Below are 16,263 nucleotides of genomic sequence, written 5' to 3'. Positions count from 1 at the left end.
GGTTTATGAATTCAGAAATTCAAGCAAATGGTACAATTCTTATAGTTGATGACAATTCAGCCAACTTGGGTGTCTTATCTGATGCCTTAAGTCAGGAAGGATTTGAAGTTCGGGTCGCGAAATCTGGCAAAATGGCACTAGAGCGAGTCAAATATGCTCTCCCCGATCTAATCTTGCTAGATGTCATGATGCCAGAAATTGATGGATTTGAAACCTGTCGTCGATTACAGGCTAATCCAGAAACTAAACAGATTCCCGTTATATTTATGACGGCTCTCTCGGATACGGCTAATAAAGTTGAGGGGTTTAAGCTTGGGGCTGTAGATTATATTACCAAACCTTTCCAACAGGAGGAAGTATTAGCTCGCGTCAAGCTGCATTTAAAGCTTCATGTTTTAACTGAGAAGTTAGAAGAAAAAAATACATTATTGGAGCAAAAAGTTTTAGAGGTTAGCCAAGCCTATGAAGATTTACAACAAATGCAACTTAAGTTAATCCAAAGCGAGAAAATGTCCGGCTTAGGGCAAATGGCGGCTGGGATTGCTCATGAAATAAACAACCCTATAAATTTCATTTCTGGCAATCTGGGTTATGCCCAAGAGTACGCTCATAACTTACTAAAAATAATACATCTCTATCAAGAAGATTATGTAAATCCTACCCCTCGGATTCAAGCAGCAATGGATGAAATAGAACTGGAATTTGTGGAAGAAGATTTTATCAAAGTTCTTAACTCCATCAACTTAGGAACGCAGCGCATCCAGGAAATTGTCAAGTCTATGCGAATCTTTTCTCGCCTAGATGAGGCAGACGTGAAAGCTGTAAATATTCATGAAGGAATTGATAGTACACTCACCATCCTGCATCATCGTTTAAAAGCAAAACCCGAGCATCCTGAGATTGAACTAATAAAAAACTACGGTCAGCTTCCACCAGTAGAATGCCATGCCGGACAATTAAATCAAGTGTTCATGAATATTCTTTCCAATGCCATTGATGCTTTAGATGAATCGAATCAGCAGCGTTCCTTTGCAGAAATCAAACAACACCCGAACCGCATTCAAATTTCTACAAAAGTAATTGACGATAATTGGGTTGCTATTCATATTAGTGACAACGGTCGGGGAGTTGCCGAAACTTTACAACCGAAACTATTTGACCCTTTTTTTACCACCAAACCTATCGGTAAAGGAACTGGGTTGGGGTTATCTATCAGTTACCAAATTATCGTTGAAAAGCATGGGGGCAGATTATACTGCCAGCCTGGATTAGGAAAGGGAATAGAATTCGTCATTGAAATTCCTATTCGGCAGCAAGCTTGTAAAGCTGCTTAGTTTTCCGGTGCAATATTTCTTACGAACTTTGGTTAATTCCTCGCTGACAGCGGGGACGACAAGGTGTTCCTGTGCAAATAAAGCCTGCAGGCATATTTTTAAAGACGCTGCTGCGAGCTCCGATTAAAGCGTTAGCGCCGATTTCTACACCAGGGCCAATGAAGCAGTCGGCGGCAATCCAAACGCCGTTATTAACGAGCACAGGTGCTGTTATTAAGCCAAAGGCTGGGTCTTGAGGGTCATGAGTGCCGGTGCAGAGGTAGCTTTTTTGAGAAATGACGCAGTGTTTGCCGATCGCAATTCGATCGAGACTGTACAATACAACATCATCTCCGATCCAACTGTAATCGCCGATTGCAATTTTCCAAGGATAGGTAAAACGAGCCGTGGGGCGAATGATCGCACCCCGACCTATTTTCGCTCCAAATAACCGCAGCAACCCCCTTCTGATGCCGTTAAAAGGGTGTGGAGTGAGAGGAAATGCCATCGCCTGGACGAACCACCAAAGCAAAATTACCCAACTAGGCTTTCCTCGATCGAACTTTGATTGATTGTAGCGGCGCAAATCGACTAAAGATTCGCCTGTCAAAGTATTGGCGTGATTGTCGCTAATTTGGCGATCGTTTCTTCCCGAATTTGGGGAAGTTGCGCTCAAATTTTCCGGATCTTGGTTCGGATTTGGTATATAATCGGTCATTGATAGTTAATTTAATGTTTAATTTAAAATCGAGTTTAACCTTAAGGGCTGCTGCATGACATTTCTAGTTAAGGAAAATTTTGACTCTGAAAACGCCAAGGATACCGCACAATGCGAGAATATAAATCCCAGCATTGGCAAAGTTCGACTTTTACAAACAGCTTTGGTACTGCTTAGCAGCTTTTTTGTAGCAGAGTTAATCGCCGCACTTAATTCTCATAGTTTGTCCCTATTAGCAGATGCGGGTCACGTTTTTTCAGATGTAGCAGCTTTAGCAATAACTTTGACAGCGACTTGGTACTCCTCAGCCAAACGCAAAAGTAAATCGGTAGATTGTACGATCGCACAATCGTCAATCCCTGAACGAGGAGAAATCATTGCTGCTTTAATTAATAGTATCAGTTTAGTCGCGATCGCCCTGTGGATTGCTGCTGAGTCGATCGCCCGTTTGCAGTCCCCAACTCCCGAAGTAGAAGGGCTGCCGATGTTAATTACCGCCATAGTCGGTTTAAGCATCAACTCGATTAATGCTTGTTGCTTGCATTCCTGCTGTCACGGCGACTTGAATCTCAAAAGCGCCTTTCTGCACGCAGTTGCAGACATTTTTTCGTCGGTGGGAGTAATTTTAGCTGCGATCGCCGTAGCGTGGCTGCACTGGAATTGGGCTGACGGCTTAATTAGCTTGCTAGTATCAGCATCAATTATTTTATTAACTCTACCATTGCTAATAGAAAGCATCCAATTGCTGCTGGGAAAAGTATCAGCAATATCCGCCAGTCAACAGCCTTGTGATTGCGAAAAAGTGAGCGCAGAAAAATTGCTGTTTCCATCCCTCGAAGAACTTATTAAATAAAAATGTCTCAAGCCACTCGGTATGGGCGGGCTGTCCTAATTCCCAACTACCAATTCCTAATTCCCACTTCCCCCATGCCTCCAAAATATTAAGGCAATTTCACTTCTGTATCCTGACTTATAACTACTGGCGGCGACAGAGTAGGCTCAGGTTCTGCCACATTCAACTGACCGCCACAACAACGCAACTCGTAAAGTTTTGCATTAATTTGATACTCATATTGACTCAATAGCCTTGCATAAATATAGCCAGCTTTTCCATCTAAAAAGCCGAGCTGAATAAAGTAAAATAACATAAATCTGAGCAGTGGTTTAAAAGGCAGCCACACCCAAACTTTTTTTAGAAAGCGTTTCCGCTGCACTGCATCTCCAAATAGGTGAGCGCCAATAGTGCCGCTGTCGTCGCGCCCTTCAATAATATTGTAATAAACGCGAGCTTCCCAATTAGAATAGCGGTTGTGCCGTTCTATCCAGTGAAATAAATCGCGGTAATCCTCGTGGATCATGTCATTTTTTAAGTAGCCGACTTGACCAGCTAAAATGACGTGCTCGTGAACTTCGTTGTCGCCAGTATTGGGGACGGATTCAGTGCCGAGATTTTCGTAACGGCCTTTTTGATGCTTGAACAAACGCAAATTCCAGTCGGGATATCTGCCGCCGTAACGCAGCCACTGGCCTAAAAAGAAGACTTTGCGGTTGAGGTAGTAGCCGTCAAAATTGGGATCTTCGATCGCCTGCGCGATTTCGTCCCAAAGTTCTGGGGGAATGCGCTCGTCGCAATCGACAATTAATACCCATTCGTTGCGAAAGGGCAGATTGTCTAAAGACCAATTTTTCTTTTTCGGCCAGCGGTTGTCGAAGTAAAACTGCACTACTTTTGCGCCGGTGCTGATGGCAATTTCTACCGTGCGATCGCTGCTTTGGGAATCAACCATGAAAACTTCATCCGCCCTAGCAATGCTGGCCAGACACGCTGGTAGATTAAGTTCTTCGTCTTTTGCCGGAATGAGAACTGAAACCGGAATCTTGGATGAACTAGATGTCATAATCGAGTGCTTGAACCTGAATGCGGTCGAGTTTTTGTAGATGAAGTGCGATCGGCACAGCCGCGCCGACGACTTGAGCAGCGAGGGATATTGCCTATAGCCTAATGCCTGCTGGTCGATTTCGGTGCAAAAATCAGGTCGCGGATGGCTGCGCTCAAATAACCGATTTGACCCCAGGCAAAAACGAAGTTTTCAAAGCGCAGCCCTGGATCTCTAATATATTTAAAAGACTTCCAGACACCCCTCAAGATTCTTTCACCCCCTCGCCCAAGCTGAGCAATACCGTCTTGATCGGACAATTGTTCGCGATAACACTCGCTGATGCCTTGCCACCACCCGCGCTCTAGAAACCAAGCTTTGTTGAGCCTTTCTGCTGCGACATGGTGAAGCACCAGGGCCTCCGGTAGATAAACTACTTGCCAACCTAACTCTAAAGCTAATTCTGTGGTTCGCAACTCTTCATTTGACAGCAACTTTTTGCCGACTCTACCGAGTTTGACATCGAAGCCGCCAATTTGTTCGAGAAAAGCGCGCCGGATTGAGTAGTTTACTCCCCTGGGAGTCAAACCGGCAGCAGTGACGTACAGGCAAGTATCGCCTAAATCGTATGCTCCCAAGTTCTGGGCTAATCCCGGTGACAGCCATTCGGGCGGGCTGACTCCAGAAGGCCAGAGCAAATTGACTTTGCCACCAGCTACGGCGAGTTTTTGATTGCTTTGATAAGCCGCCTGCAGCACCCTGAGCCAATTCGGCTCAGCAATAGCGTCGTCGTCGAGATAAGCTAATATTTCGCTGCGAGCTTGCTTAGCGCCGGTGTTCCGGGCTACTGACAGACCGATTTCGGGTTCCCAGACGTACTTGAGGCGCCGATCGCCCTGTCTTGCTTCTACCACCTCGCGGGTGCGCGAAGTGGAACTTTCGGGGCTTGCATAATCGCTAGAAGCGTTATCCACTACTACTACTTCAAAGTTGTCGGGAAAATCCTGTACCAGCAAGCTGTCGATCGCCCCACCTAAATAGGCGGCGCGATTGTGGGTGCAAATAATCGCTGATATCTGAGGACGATCTGGCATAAATAACAGCTTGGGAAATACGGGGGTTCTCGCTCGACTTACTCTGATATTGTCTCATCAATGCTATTATCGCTTAAAAAGCATTTGGTAGTTGGTCGTTTAAATCATAATGGGTAATGGGTAATGGGTAATGAGTAATTGGTAATGGATAATTGTGTTTAATCCTTTGTATGTGACTGCTGACTAATGACTGCTGACTAATGACTAATGAGTAACTCAGAACCCACCACATCGAGACAATTAATCTTAGTAACTGGGCCGGCCCGAAGCGGCAAAAGTGAATGGGCCGAAACTCTGGCGGCGGGTTCGGGAAAACAAGTAATCTATGTGGCTACCGGCCAGGTTGATGAAACGGATTTGGAGTGGCTTCGTCGCCTCGATCAGCACCGAAATCGCCGTCCAGTTGATTGGACAACTCTAGAAGTGCCCATCGAATTATCGGCAGTTGTGCGCGCCAGCAAGCCCTCAGATTGCTTGTTGATTGATTCCCTGGGAACTTGGACGGCAAATCTTTTGGAACAAGAAGCTGCTGTTTGGGCGACTACGCAGCAAGATTTGCTAGCTAGTTTGAAGTCGGCGGCGGCTGATGTAATTTTGGTAGGGGAAGAAACCGGATGGGGTGTTGTGCCTGCTTATCCGGCGGGGCGGCTGTTTCGCGATCGCCTCGGCACTCTCGTGCGCCACATCGGGGCGATCGCCGATACTGTTTATCTCGCCACCGGAGGTTACGCCTTGGATCTAAGGGTTCTGGGTACCCCGCTGCCGCCCGTAGCGAAAAATTAACAGCCGGAGTCGCGATCGACAAGAGAGAAAACATCTCGGTTTGCCGATGGACAATTTTAACTGAAAATTAGGTAGAATTTTAACTAAGATTGAAAACTCAAGAGTCACATAAATTAGTCAAAAAACCTACTCCCTAGGGGGAACCGCCCAACAATTTGACATGAGGAATAGCCAAATTTTGAAATTATGTAAAAGCTAAAATGTCTCTTAAGAAAGAGTGTTCATTTCAAATTAAAAGTCTAAACTAATCAATTAGTTGAAGGGTTGACTAAAAGTTATGGCATCAGATGGTGAAGTAAGAAAATATATTGCTTACTGGTTTCAGTTAGGCAAAAAAGTATTAATTCGCAACGGTTCCGAAGCGCTGCTGCCCAAATCGGTAAATGCGGGCGATCGCTACAGCCAGGAATTTGAAGACTGCTGGCAAAAAATCATCTCCCGCGACAGCGGAGACTGTTACCTCGAAGGCACAAACGAAACAATTGCCCAACTGCTGACACCAGCTTGGGAAATCAGTGGCTGCGCGCGCTGCGCTATGCCCGTAGTGTTCAAACAAAACGGAATGCCCCCGGAGTTCTGTCCCTGTAACGACTTGCCGAACTGGCCCGATACCGAAATGCCCCAACCCCGATCGCCCGTCAGCAGCCAATCGCAACTATCAGGCATTCGCGATCGACTCAAAAGATCCAGCGGCGAGTAAGTATATAAGAAGGAAGAAGGGTCTTCTTCCTTAAATTGTTACAATATATTTACAATGCTTCACACTAGGTCTGATTTATGAATGTCAAGACAGTATCGCCAGCCTCCCCGCAAACTTATGTAAATTCAGGGACTCAGGCTGTACTCGGCAATTTCCAAGATGCAAATACAATTCCCCTGCAAGCAGTACCAGTATCACTAGAGACAGAGGTAGTAACGGGCGATCGGCTCAAATCAGCCAGAGACATAGCTTTCGAGTTGGCCGGAGATGCTGTTCGGTACGATCCAGTGGCGATCGCAGCCCTGTACCGAAATCGACCTCTACAAGTCTGGGGAAGGCTGTCGAGCGTTGTTTGGACATTTTTTAGCTTTGCCTTCAGTGTGTGGTTCGACGGCAAAACAGGTCGTACCGCCACCAACCAAAAGCGTCGCGCCGTCCGACTGCGAGAAATTCTGGCCCAACTCGGCCCAGCTTTCATCAAAATCGGACAAGCACTCTCAACACGGCCCGACTTAGTACCGCCAGTATATTTAGAAGAACTAACAACGCTGCAAGACCAATTGCCAGCATTTCCGAACGAAGTAGCATATCAATTCATCCAAGAAGAATTGGGCGCCCACCCCAAAGACATCTACGCAGAAATCAGCGCCGATCCGATCGCAGCAGCGTCTCTCGGACAAGTCTACAAAGGCAAACTGAAAACCGGAGAAACAGTCGCAATCAAAGTCCAGCGACCCGGTTTAGCCGAAAACATCGGCTTAGATATCTACATCCTGCGGCGCGTTGCAGTTTGGGCACAAAACAACTTCAAAGTAATTCGTAGTGACCTCGCAAGCATTATGGACGAGTTGGGTGAGCGCATTTACGAAGAAATGGACTACACCCACGAAGGACAAAATGCCGAACGGTTTGCCAAACTCTACGGCCACATCAAAGACATTTATGTTCCCAGCATCTACTGGGAATATACCCGCCGCCGCGTCTTAACAATGGAGTGGATCACCGGCATCAAACTCACGAATTTAGAAGCCGTTAAAGCTCAAGGAATCGATGCTCCTTACTTAATTGAAGTGGGTGTGCAGTGTTCTCTCAGACAGCTTCTAGAACACGGTTTCTTTCACGCCGACCCGCATCCCGGCAACCTTTTGGCAACTCCTGACGGTCAATTGGCTTATCTCGATTTCGGGATGATGAGCGAAGTTAAACCTTATCAGCGATACGGCTTGTTGGAAGCTGTGGTGCATTTGGTGAACCGCGACTTTGAAGGTTTGGCAAAAGATTATGTCAAGTTGGAATTTTTAACTCCCGACACCGATTTAACGCCAATTATTCCAGCTTTGGCGGGCGTATTTAACAATGCTTTGGGTGCTAGCGTTGCCGAACTCAATTTCAAAAGCATTACTGACGAGCTTTCGGCGGTAATGTACGAATATCCTTTCCGAGTTCCAGCTTACTATGCTTTGATTATTCGATCGCTTGTCACCTTAGAAGGCATTGCAATTAATGTCGATCCAGAATTCAAAGTGTTGAGCAAAGCTTATCCTTACGTTGCAAAACGGCTGTTGAGCGACCCCGCACCGGAACTGAGAGCATCCCTGCAAGATTTGCTGTTCAAACAAGGCGAGTTCCGCTGGAACCGCTTAGAAAACTTGCTCAACAATGCCCGCGAGAGCGAGGATTACGATGTGAGCAAAATCTTGAACCAAGCATTAGAATATTTATTTTCCGAAAGAGGAGATTTCATTCGCGATCGTATTGTCCTGGAATTAGTCAAGAGTCTCGACACACTTTCCAGCAACGCCTTTGCTAACGCCAAATCTGTAGTCGGCGAATGGTTTGGAGTCAAGGCAAATCAACCTGTGGTTTCACAAACCGAACAAAAAAACCTAGAACATATCAAGCGAATTTGGGAGATTTTGCAATCAACTCCCGGTTTTGACACGATGAAAGTATTGCAGCTACTTCCGCAGTTGTTGGTAAAACCGGAAGTGCAAAACATGGGACAGAAAGTAGTCGGCGGTTTAGCTCAAAGAGCAGTTGCTAGGTTAATTCGCGAATTTTTGCTTGCCTCCGAACCCGCTGCGATTCCTGAGAATGGAAGCTATCCTAAAACTTCGCCTCAGTTGTCTTTACCTGCTGCAAAGTAGTTTGATTGGGCGTTTTTTTGACCCAGATATTAGCAGATAAACACAGATGAACGCAGATGAAATTTTGTCTGCGTTCTTTTAATTAAGCTTGAATCCTTTAGCCGCTAATTGCTGGCGGAGACTCTGAATCATTACGTAATCAAGAGTATTTTCGCCACTATTGGTACTAGATTTCCGCTGTTGTTCAAGATATGCTGTACGCTTTTGAGATAAGTCGCGGATCGTCTTTTTAATTGCCTCTCTTTCGGTTTTCTTTCCAGCTACATATGCTCTTTTTTCTGTTAGCGTCATCCCTCGCATGATTTCTGGTAAACTATCATCTGATATTGCCTCTAGTTTAACTGTTCCGTTTTCGAGAGCATCCAGCAAGTCCCAAGAAGCATTATCATAGTATTCAGAAGCTTTGGACGCACTACGCGAAGCAAAATTGGCGCCAGAATTACTATCTTCAACAGCCTGACGTTGTTGTCCTATTCTTCCTTCTCTACCGTAGGGAATGTAGGTTTGATTGAGTTTAGTATTCCAAATAGAAATTTCGTCGTCGTAAGGAGACTTAATTACCACATTTTGTTGGTTTTGATTAATGTTGAAGCTACTGCCTTTTGCTAACTCTGCTCCTGATGCCCAAAGTTGTCGCTCCTGACTTTCGGCTGAACCACAGTAGATGGTATTAACGAGAGTATCTCCTTTAACCGCGAGATTGACTGATTGATTCCAAACTATTGGGCCTTGATCGAATGGTTCATTACCCGCAATAAAAATCACGCGAAAATCTTCCTGATTTTTACTCCAGTTTAATTCTTGCATTGCCGAACGAATTACCCAGCCAGCATATTCTTGACCGCCGTTGGTTTTGATACTAAATAGCTTTTCGGAAACTAAATCTAATTCAGGAGTAAATCCAGTTAATAATCTGACAAAACCTTCCGAGGAAGGTAAGCTGTCATTACCATAATGGTAAAGGGCAACTTCTAACTCGGGTACTTCGCCATCTTTGGTTACTTTAGTTAAAAAATTAACAATTTCCCAAAGTTGAGTACGAGTCTGGTCAATCAGTCCATCCATGCTATTACTAGAATCTAAAAGGATGGCTATCTGAATTTTTGCTTTGGCGAAAGCTGCTGTGGGAGAACACAAGATAGTTAGGGTTAAAGCTGTAGTGAATAAAATTCTAGTTAGTTTCTGCATGGAATTTCCCCTACAAAATATTTTTTTCCAATTATAGTCACTGAAAATAGATTTATTCACTGTTGTCAAGTTACTTGTAACAACATTTTACATTTGTGATTAATTCTGTACAGGATTTACGCACTCCAACGAAAGAAACCGGGTTTTTAACCTTGGGGTGGACTGCAACGTTCTAGCAGTTTTGTTAATACTGCATTATGAGTTTTATAGTTTTCTAAGTGAACGCGGTTTAGGGAAACAACTACTTGTACCTGGTGGTGTTTTGCGGGTGTTAATTGATACTCGTTCATCGGTTTTTCCTTTTTTCTCATCACAAGAGTAATAGGGTTTTCCGGTTACATATTATTAGGGGTTAGAGTTGCTTTTAAGAAAATAAAACAAATTTACTGAATTAACGGCAATGCTAATCCTGCTTGTCCGTGGGCTATCATAGAGGGATTCACAGAAAAGCGTAGCGAGCGGGAGTCAATATATGCAGGCAATCCTTTTAAGTCGCGAAGAAGTTGCACGACGTGCAAAGCAATTGTACGAAAGCAACATCCGCCAAAAGGTCGAGGTGGAAGAGAACATCGGCAAAATGGTCATTATCGACATTGAAACAGGTGATTATGAAGTCGATAAAACTGGATTGCAAGCATCTCGTAACCTTAGTAAGAAGCACCCAAACGCCCGACTCTTTGGTATCCGTATTGGGTATAACGTTGCTGTCTCATTTGGTGGTGTCATGGAGCTTGTCTGCAAGTGATTTCTGGGATTGTGACAAATAGACACACAACTGTAACGCTGACTTTCTTGCTACCTAATGCCTCAAGTATCCCTATTGAGTTCGTCATAGATACAGGCTTCACTGGGGAATTGTGTCTTCCTCTAGAAGCTGTTTCATTGATGGGCTTGACCTTTAGACACGACATTCCCGCAAATTTGGCAGATAATAGTGAAGTCTTGCTACCAGTTCACGAAGCGATCGTCCTTTGGGATGGTGAAGAGCGAGAAGTCATAGTCATTGCGACCCGAAGGCGACCTTTAGTTGGAACTGGCTTGCTGGATGAGCAAGAACTTGTTATTCAGTTTACAGAAGTCGGGTTGGTGACCATCGATGAGTTGTAGCTGTCGTCAAGGTTGCAAGTACGCGCGATCGAAGCTATCCCGTTCGCGCAGCGTTCCTGAAAGGTAGAGGATCGCTTTTTCTTCTAGCTCGACAATTTACCATTTACAAGTTTTTACAAAATTATGTCACTTTTTCTTCCCGATAGGGCGATCGGGGTGGTTTATTTTTTGAATTAAAACAGACAACAAGCTGAAGATCTGCTACCATCAAATCAGCGAATTGGAGATTGTTATGACACTGGCAATTGTGGCTGAGCCTGTTCCACTGCAAGCGAATTCGGAAAGAGTATTCTACTGTAGCTGCGGGACAATTATAAGTTATGCGGTTAGTTTATCTGTTGTGGTGCAGTCGAAAGCTCACTTGTAAATTCCGCGGTATGAAGTTGCCACCAAATTTTTGTGGATACGAAAAATTATCTATGAATTGCGATTATCAGCCGAGTTTTATAGCTATGGTCGCTCGTATAGTGTAAAGTGTGGTGTGTTCTTGTATGAATAGAAATTCAAATCAAAAAATTAATCAAGATGAGCGATTGAGTAGCAATTCGGGCCTTTCCTCTGCTTTGAGAAAAAAATACTCGATTACTATCATTATCTTAATCATATTAAGCGTACTCAGCATTTATATTAAATCGGATAAAGTTAACAGCAATATTTGGAGTTTTTCAGTTGAATTAAAGGTTACATCGGTAACTTTAGTTCTTCTCTTTCTTTTCTGGCTTCCTATTTTACTTCCTTGGATTATTTATCAGGTTCCGCAAGTGCAAGGTTCTTTAAATTGGTTACGTGAACAAGGCATTGAGGAAATTGAGAGTAATCTACTGAGAATTAAACTAAAATACGGTGTTCAAGAAGCATCAGAAAAATACGAAGAAAAAATATCTGATATTGGGGCTATAAATCTAACATCTCAGGAAACGCAGCAGCAGCTTGAGGGACGCTATCGAGAGGCCATAGCTTTAGTTGATGCTGCAAGCGATATAGATTCAACGGAAGCATTGAAGCGGATAGATCAATTGGCTGGCTATTACGATAGGGTTAGAGATGAAATGCCCTTTGGACCTAACCGCACAAAATTAATGCTCGAAATTTCCTCAACAATGTGGACTTTAATTCCTAAAGTTATAAATTTTCCTGTTTATGAAAGATTAAATAGCAACAAGGGGGGAGAGCGTTTGTCTGCTTACCAGCACGTTGAGTGGAACACATCAACTGATTATATAAATTTGTTAGTTTCTAGAGCAGTTGGTATTATGGAGGTCCCCTACACTCAATACAGTGCTTTATTGTCACTAAGAAGAGTGGTAACAAACAATCAATTTGCTCCCAGTAAATCAGCAGAAATCATAGATATTTTGAACTGGTCAGCAAATCTTGATTATATGAAGCCAGAGCGCCGAAAATTAATGATTGAAATTGCTTCCCTACTAAAAACAAAGGCATAAAGCCTGCTATTTCCGCCGCATAACAACTCGCTTGCACTCGACCGAATTAACTTCATCGGGTTAGGCACGAAAGGTTATTGGCAGCCGCTAAACAGCAACGTTAGACCGATAGGTTATCTGTCAGGGGGCAATCGAAAATTGTCGTTGGAGTGCGATTTCCGGAGTGGGTTTGCATCACTGTTTAATGGGCGCTCGCAAAGTTACTTGTGAAAATCCTGAGCCAATCTATCACACTAATTGGTAGAATAAATAGATGCTAGCGATCGCCCCAATGCGACAATCTAACACCTCCAATACTTTCACCAATCCTCAAACGAAGAGACGATCGAATGCCATTAGCTGAACTCATGTTATAAATCCAGGAGCTTCCCAAAATTGACAAGCTTCGGCTGATGCAGTTTCTTGCAACAGAACTTGTCAAAGAAGAGGATGCAAACTTCTTTGTTGCTAACCAAGAGTATGCTGCCCGATCCCCCTACAATTGATCTGAGGCGGCCAATGTTTTAATGAATATTCTGGTTACAAAACAACAAGAACAGAAGGGTTGAAGCTCAGAAATTATCCTACAAAATTACTGCAAAAAACAAGATTTCTTCAACAAATCTGATTTTTAATCTATTCGATCGCCCTCAACAAAACCTACAATTACTACCAGGTCTAAATGCCAGTCAAATCGCTATTTGCTAGTGGATTGCTGGGACTTTCAGCCGGAGTAATTAAGAGGCTGTTGTCATTGGCAGAGGTATTAGCAGTTGGGGAAATTGCACTATTAACTTTCGTGCCGTTCAAAGGAATAATTGGCTGAGTTTGAGCGCTGGTTAGAGAACTCAACAAGCTGTTTTAGTCGTAGATGAGGATGTCATCATCGGTTTCGCTAAAGGTCATCATGCTTGGGATTGCACCGCCATTTAGCAAGATATCGTCGGGGATAGTATTGGCAGAATTTACTGTCAAACTACTTGGATTAGCTGCTGCTGTTGACTGTTGTAAGCTGAGATTTGCGGGCGCGGGAGTCGTGTTATTTGGCTGACTAACAGCAAAAATGGCAAAAAACCCGGTTTCTTTGGTTTGGATGCGTGCAGGACTATAGGATTTAAGGGCGATCGACCTTACAGCCTTAAGGATGTCGCCACTTTAGCGCTGATGACGCAGTTTTGTCGCAATTTGCGATCGCAGCCAATTAAAGCTGAAGCGTTCAGAAAAGCTCAACTGGCAATGATCCACAAACAAATTTTAATTAAAAACGGTCAATTGCGGGGAACTCAAGGCGCGATCGACCTTACTCAATCGGCACAAGTACCAAATGCAGATTTCTCACGCCCGAAGTTTTGGGCCGGATTCACAATAATTGGCAGTCCTTGGTAAATTAATTGGAGATTTTCTATTCACCAGTGGTAAGGTGTAAGGCTAGACGCACCCTACATTGACTGGCGGCATTTTGCAAAAAGTAAATGTATCCCTGACGACTATCTTTTTATGTCATAAATTTGCTATGAATAGCAAAACTAAACACTAGCGGGGCAAAACCTGTGGCCAAGTTTGATAAAATATTCAATTCAGAAGACAAATCCGAAGCAAGCTTAACTTTAGAAGAATCCGTAGCAGCGGTAGCACTTGTCGCAGCGGAGGCAAATTCCCCTGACACCGATGCTGATATCTTAGAAAGCATACTTTGGGAATCAGAAATATTTGCTGAATACTCGGAAGATGATATGTCCGCAATGTTTCAAAGATTGGACGGTATTGTCGCCCAAGACGGTTTAGGAGCATTATTTAATACTGCTTGGGAATCCATGCCAGATGAGTTAGTGTTGGATACTTTTGCAATAACCGCAGCAATGTTTGTCGCAGATGGCGAAATATCCCAGAAGCACGAGGCTTTCCTCCAAGAATTCCAGCAAGCATTAGGTGTGGAAGACGAGGAAGCTGCGGAAATTATTGAGGATGTAATTGCTGCTTACTCGGAAGTAGAAGGCGGAGAGTCTGATTTCGATGCGGTATGGTACGTATCTCCTGAAGGCAATTTTAGCGTTCCCGTTCCAGTTGACGATCAACGAGGCGGTAAAATTGATGATCAAGAAGGCTGTGTCGCATTTTCAGACGACTTTGGCGTTTTGCTGAAAATTGATTATTTCCCTGTTGCTGGTGAAGTTGAAGAAACAATCGACTCGGTTGGCGAGGAAGCTTATCTCAAGTCTTTTCTCGACAATTTTGTTTCTCAGGCAATTCTTGCTAATGTTCCCAATTCTAAGTTACTCCACGCAGAATACTTAGAAGATGAAGAAGCTTATTTCGTGGTTTTAGATTTGCCTGCTGGTGCAACTCTCAGCGTGCAGAAAAACGAGGGTTCTCTGACTCGGTTGGATGCTTACCGGGGACTTATGGCTTTTATTGCTGACGATTTTTGCTACACCGTAAGCTGTCAGCGAATTTATCAGGAGGGGGATGAATTGGGTTCCCTGGAGTCTGAAGTTGAGGGAATTATGAACAAGATTTTTGAGTTTATTGAGACAATCGAATTCGGGCCGATAGAATAAAGAGGACTTGTTTAGACGGGCTAAAAACCTGGTTTCTTTCTAGATGTCTCGCTGCTCAACCCTCTATTTTCAGAGAAACCGGGTTTTTTTGGCCAACCATTTTCAGGATACGACATCGTGTCTGGTAGATCGACCAAAATCTAACTGGTTGGTAGTCAGGACTTGAGTTTTCATTACTTGTCCGATCGCGCTTATGTTACCGCACTGCTAGATATTAGAGATTTTTTACCATAAAAGAGTGCGATCGAGAACAGGGTTTTTTGACCCATTCTCGATCGCACTTCCAGATACATTCAGTCAACCACAGTCGAGAGACAGCAGCAATTAGTCGCCATTTTCGACTAATTAGTAGTCTGAGCTTCCACCAATCTTTGCTTGAGTTCTTCCAGAGCACTCGCCCAGCGCGGATCTGGCTGCACCGAGCCGGAATCAGCGCTCGACACCGTTGTTGCTGACTGATTGCGGCGGGACTTGTTGTTGTCACCCCGACGGCGATTGCTTTTGCTGGAACCGCCTCCACCTTGGGTAGGAGGAGCCGAAGCCGAGCGCTGCTGTTGCTGCGGCGCAGGCACAGGCATAGGCACAGACGCCGATGCCGACACCAACTGCGGTGACTGCGGCGACTGCTGCTGGTCGTCTTCGCCCTTCTCAGATTTACCCTTAGAGCGCGGCAGTGCCTTCTCTATTTTCAGCGGGTTTTCTTTGAACATCAAGCCGTTGTATTTCTCAATAACTTGGTCGGCTTGTTCGTCGGTTAGCACAGTCACAAAACCGAAGCCTCTGCATTTTCCAGTTTTGCGGTCTGTAATTACCTTTGTGGTAACAGATTCGCCCTCCGGCGCAAAAACTTCTTGCAATTCTTGGCGATCGAGTTCCTTCGGTAGATTGCCAACATAAAGACGAATAGACATGAAAAATTCCTCCCGACTTGGATTTTAATTAATTTGCTCGAACAGAATTACCTGAAGTCAACTGAATATTGACTTCAGGGAAACACCACATAACCCGAGAATTGGCGCATTCCTCCCACCAACCTTGACAGCTCCCCCCACCTTTTAGAACAAAAAGATGATTTACTCTGATAAGGCCGGAACTTAACCGCCGATGCAGAGAGCTTTTAAATCTCAGGTTGTTGTGTAAACTTTTAGTCATCACTCAAATGTTTAGGCTATTGGCTATTCTGTATTACTTGCTTCCGGTTTTGATTCAGAATGTTTATAGCCAGCGCCGTCTCGAAATTTATGTCCAAGGATGTCAATTGCAAGCGATCGGAATGCCAGTATTCAGTTTAATACAGTGATGGATAAAATGGCTAACATTTTTTCAGCCAGTAATCTTACCTCGATCCTAATCT

General features: G+C 44.2%; 18 protein-coding genes. 11 read left to right on the top strand and 7 right to left on the bottom strand.

What is annotated here, in order from left to right; genetic code table 11:
* Nucleotides 1-5: 5 nt before the first annotated feature.
* Nucleotides 6-1,334 (top strand): response regulator, encoded by a 1,329-nt coding sequence (locus tag QUA57_RS04005; RefSeq protein WP_333059642.1) that lies wholly within the window; start codon nucleotides 6-8, stop codon nucleotides 1,332-1,334.
* A gap of 19 nt (nucleotides 1,335-1,353) precedes the next feature.
* On the opposite strand, the gene hpsU is transcribed toward QUA57_RS04005, so the two are convergent.
* The gene (gene hpsU, locus QUA57_RS04000) at nucleotides 1,354-2,031 is read right to left on the bottom strand and encodes a hormogonium polysaccharide biosynthesis acetyltransferase HpsU (RefSeq protein ID WP_333059641.1); all 678 of its coding nucleotides are present in this window, start codon (nucleotides 2,029-2,031) and stop codon (nucleotides 1,354-1,356) included.
* A gap of 55 nt (nucleotides 2,032-2,086) precedes the next feature.
* On the opposite strand from hpsU, the gene QUA57_RS03995 reads away from it, so the two are divergent.
* The gene (locus QUA57_RS03995; RefSeq protein ID WP_333059640.1) at nucleotides 2,087-2,884 is read left to right on the top strand and encodes a cation diffusion facilitator family transporter; all 798 of its coding nucleotides are present in this window, start codon (nucleotides 2,087-2,089) and stop codon (nucleotides 2,882-2,884) included.
* An 88-nt stretch (nucleotides 2,885-2,972) separates the two neighbouring features.
* Here the strand turns inward: QUA57_RS03995 and QUA57_RS03990 are convergent, their stop codons facing one another.
* Nucleotides 2,973-3,929 carry a glycosyltransferase family 2 protein gene (locus QUA57_RS03990; RefSeq protein ID WP_333059639.1) on the bottom strand — a complete coding sequence of 319 codons (957 nt, stop codon included), beginning with the start codon at nucleotides 3,927-3,929 and terminating at the stop codon, nucleotides 2,973-2,975.
* 101 nt (nucleotides 3,930-4,030) lie between these two features.
* Nucleotides 4,031-5,002, bottom strand: a complete 972-nt coding sequence (locus tag QUA57_RS03985) for a glycosyltransferase (RefSeq protein WP_333059638.1) — start codon at nucleotides 5,000-5,002, stop codon at nucleotides 4,031-4,033.
* Nucleotides 5,003-5,209: 207 nt separating this feature from the next.
* On the opposite strand from QUA57_RS03985, the gene cobU reads away from it, so the two are divergent.
* From cobU to QUA57_RS03970, 3 genes are all read left to right on the top strand, one after another.
* Nucleotides 5,210-5,785 (top strand): bifunctional adenosylcobinamide kinase/adenosylcobinamide-phosphate guanylyltransferase, encoded by a 576-nt coding sequence (gene cobU / locus QUA57_RS03980; RefSeq protein WP_333059637.1) that lies wholly within the window; start codon nucleotides 5,210-5,212, stop codon nucleotides 5,783-5,785.
* A 277-nt stretch (nucleotides 5,786-6,062) separates the two neighbouring features.
* Entirely contained in the window at nucleotides 6,063-6,485 is a 423-nt protein-coding gene (locus QUA57_RS03975) for a hypothetical protein (RefSeq protein ID WP_333059636.1), read from the top strand.
* A 77-nt stretch (nucleotides 6,486-6,562) separates the two neighbouring features.
* Nucleotides 6,563-8,632 carry an AarF/ABC1/UbiB kinase family protein gene (locus QUA57_RS03970; protein WP_333059635.1) on the top strand — a complete coding sequence of 690 codons (2,070 nt, stop codon included), beginning with the start codon at nucleotides 6,563-6,565 and terminating at the stop codon, nucleotides 8,630-8,632.
* A gap of 78 nt (nucleotides 8,633-8,710) precedes the next feature.
* On the opposite strand, the gene QUA57_RS03965 is transcribed toward QUA57_RS03970, so the two are convergent.
* On the bottom strand, nucleotides 8,711-9,880 hold the full coding sequence (locus QUA57_RS03965; protein WP_333059633.1) for a hypothetical protein: 1,170 nt from the start codon (nucleotides 9,878-9,880) through the stop codon (nucleotides 8,711-8,713).
* Nucleotides 9,881-9,966: 86 nt separating this feature from the next.
* Nucleotides 9,967-10,110: a hypothetical protein gene (locus QUA57_RS03960; RefSeq protein WP_333059632.1), complete on the bottom strand. Its 144-nt coding sequence runs from the start codon at nucleotides 10,108-10,110 to the stop codon at nucleotides 9,967-9,969.
* 182 nt (nucleotides 10,111-10,292) lie between these two features.
* On the opposite strand from QUA57_RS03960, the gene QUA57_RS03955 reads away from it, so the two are divergent.
* The 4 genes from QUA57_RS03955 to QUA57_RS03940 all read left to right on the top strand — a co-directional run bounded on the left by QUA57_RS03955 (nucleotide 10,293) and on the right by QUA57_RS03940 (nucleotide 12,372).
* A complete protein-coding gene (locus tag QUA57_RS03955; RefSeq protein ID WP_333059631.1) occupies nucleotides 10,293-10,565 on the top strand; it encodes a hypothetical protein in 273 nt (90 codons plus the stop codon).
* A gap of 11 nt (nucleotides 10,566-10,576) precedes the next feature.
* Nucleotides 10,577-10,927: a clan AA aspartic protease gene (locus QUA57_RS03950; protein ID WP_333059630.1), complete on the top strand. Its 351-nt coding sequence runs from the start codon at nucleotides 10,577-10,579 to the stop codon at nucleotides 10,925-10,927.
* A gap of 232 nt (nucleotides 10,928-11,159) precedes the next feature.
* Nucleotides 11,160-11,294 carry a hypothetical protein gene (locus QUA57_RS03945; RefSeq protein WP_333059629.1) on the top strand — a complete coding sequence of 45 codons (135 nt, stop codon included), beginning with the start codon at nucleotides 11,160-11,162 and terminating at the stop codon, nucleotides 11,292-11,294.
* A gap of 124 nt (nucleotides 11,295-11,418) precedes the next feature.
* Nucleotides 11,419-12,372: a hypothetical protein gene (locus QUA57_RS03940; protein ID WP_333059628.1), complete on the top strand. Its 954-nt coding sequence runs from the start codon at nucleotides 11,419-11,421 to the stop codon at nucleotides 12,370-12,372.
* 657 nt (nucleotides 12,373-13,029) lie between these two features.
* Here the strand turns inward: QUA57_RS03940 and QUA57_RS03935 are convergent.
* Complete coding sequence (locus tag QUA57_RS03935; protein WP_333059627.1) at nucleotides 13,030-13,206, bottom strand: hypothetical protein; 177 nt, start codon at nucleotides 13,204-13,206, stop codon at nucleotides 13,030-13,032.
* Nucleotides 13,207-13,440: 234 nt separating this feature from the next.
* On the opposite strand from QUA57_RS03935, the gene QUA57_RS03930 reads away from it, so the two are divergent.
* Nucleotides 13,441-13,737, top strand: coding sequence for a CHAT domain-containing protein (locus tag QUA57_RS03930; RefSeq protein WP_333059626.1), 297 nt, complete (start codon nucleotides 13,441-13,443; stop codon nucleotides 13,735-13,737).
* A gap of 164 nt (nucleotides 13,738-13,901) precedes the next feature.
* Complete coding sequence (locus QUA57_RS03925) at nucleotides 13,902-14,909, top strand: tellurite resistance TerB family protein (RefSeq protein WP_333059624.1); 1,008 nt, start codon at nucleotides 13,902-13,904, stop codon at nucleotides 14,907-14,909.
* Nucleotides 14,910-15,250: 341 nt separating this feature from the next.
* Here QUA57_RS03925 and QUA57_RS03920 read toward each other — a convergent pair whose 3' ends face one another.
* Nucleotides 15,251-15,820: an RNA recognition motif domain-containing protein gene (locus QUA57_RS03920; protein WP_006633606.1), complete on the bottom strand. Its 570-nt coding sequence runs from the start codon at nucleotides 15,818-15,820 to the stop codon at nucleotides 15,251-15,253.
* Nucleotides 15,821-16,263: the final 443 nt, after the last annotated feature.

It is taken from the genome of Microcoleus sp. Pol7_B2, assembly GCF_036701035.1.
Classification (GTDB): Bacteria; Cyanobacteriota; Cyanobacteriia; order Cyanobacteriales; family Microcoleaceae; genus Microcoleus.
This window is presented reverse-complemented; position numbering and strand designations above follow the sequence as displayed.

Excerpts from the sequence above, each read along its gene's own strand:
- QUA57_RS04005 (WP_333059642.1), top strand. The coding sequence starts at position 6 with ATGAATTCAGAAATTCAAGCAAATGGTACAATTCTTATAGTTGATGAC.
- hpsU (WP_333059641.1), bottom strand. The coding sequence starts at position 2,031 with ATGACCGATTATATACCAAATCCGAACCAAGATCCGGAAAATTTGAGC.
- QUA57_RS03995 (WP_333059640.1), top strand. The coding sequence starts at position 2,087 with ATGACATTTCTAGTTAAGGAAAATTTTGACTCTGAAAACGCCAAGGAT.
- QUA57_RS03990 (WP_333059639.1), bottom strand. The coding sequence starts at position 3,929 with ATGACATCTAGTTCATCCAAGATTCCGGTTTCAGTTCTCATTCCGGCA.
- QUA57_RS03985 (WP_333059638.1), bottom strand. The coding sequence starts at position 5,002 with ATGCCAGATCGTCCTCAGATATCAGCGATTATTTGCACCCACAATCGC.
- cobU (WP_333059637.1), top strand. The coding sequence starts at position 5,210 with ATGAGTAACTCAGAACCCACCACATCGAGACAATTAATCTTAGTAACT.
- QUA57_RS03975 (WP_333059636.1), top strand. The coding sequence starts at position 6,063 with ATGGCATCAGATGGTGAAGTAAGAAAATATATTGCTTACTGGTTTCAG.
- QUA57_RS03970 (WP_333059635.1), top strand. The coding sequence starts at position 6,563 with ATGAATGTCAAGACAGTATCGCCAGCCTCCCCGCAAACTTATGTAAAT.
- QUA57_RS03960 (WP_333059632.1), bottom strand. The coding sequence starts at position 10,110 with ATGAACGAGTATCAATTAACACCCGCAAAACACCACCAGGTACAAGTA.
- QUA57_RS03955 (WP_333059631.1), top strand. The coding sequence starts at position 10,293 with ATGCAGGCAATCCTTTTAAGTCGCGAAGAAGTTGCACGACGTGCAAAG.
- QUA57_RS03945 (WP_333059629.1), top strand. The coding sequence starts at position 11,160 with ATGACACTGGCAATTGTGGCTGAGCCTGTTCCACTGCAAGCGAATTCG.
- QUA57_RS03940 (WP_333059628.1), top strand. The coding sequence starts at position 11,419 with ATGAATAGAAATTCAAATCAAAAAATTAATCAAGATGAGCGATTGAGT.
- QUA57_RS03920 (WP_006633606.1), bottom strand. The coding sequence starts at position 15,820 with ATGTCTATTCGTCTTTATGTTGGCAATCTACCGAAGGAACTCGATCGC.